We start from the raw sequence: 747 nt of genomic DNA on the forward strand, positions 1-747 counted from the left end.
AGCATGATTTTAAAGTTCATTATAACTTTTATCGATAAGTGCTTTATATTTCTCAACTTTCTAAGTATTTGATGTTTGCTATAGTTTAGAGAGTACATAGATTTGGATGAATAAAAACAATGAAGCGTAAGTTGATAATTACAGCGGGGATACTGATAGTCGTTGGCGTGCTTTTGAAATTGGCTCTCGTGCTAATTTCAAACCAGGTGCTGGTTCAAGCCAAAGATGATTTGGTGAACGTTGGGTCTTTCCAATACTTAGGCGTGAAGACATCCTTGTTGGATGGCGAGATAGTTGTGTCTCAGCCAAGTTTCAAGCATTTTAAGTCTAAGCAAGACATATCGGCTGATGCGGCAACGCTTCATTTTGATGGTATTTTCGATTTAATCCTAAGCCTTACTCAGAAGCTTAGTGGAGACTATTCAGTCATCGAATCCGTTTCTCTTCAAGGTGTGGCCGTAAGCCTTCCATCGCAAACTTTAATCGATCACTTCAATGAGCAGACTTCAGTACCTGCGAATGCCTTATTCGGTTGGTTGAGCTGCGATGGCCAAAGCGTACCGAGTACACAGTTGTTTGAAGTTATTTCTGTCGCGGCTATTACAGGCAATGCTTCTGTTCAGAATCATTCAGATGACATAGAGCTTGAACTTGTTACTGATGACTTAGGTTCCTTAGCTATGCGCTTCAGTACAGCTCGTGGCTTAGATTTGGTTTCATTTCAATATATAGAAAATGGATATTTCA

Annotated in this window: 1 protein-coding gene; it reads left to right on the forward strand. The window is 39.8% G+C overall.

The window, feature by feature from the left end:
• Positions 1 to 119: 119 nt before the first annotated feature.
• Positions 120 to 747, forward strand: a 628-nt coding sequence (locus A3738_RS04390; RefSeq protein ID WP_156503950.1) for a hypothetical protein, incomplete at its 3' end; no start/stop codon positions are given.

It is taken from the genome of Oleiphilus sp. HI0066, from assembly GCF_001635725.1.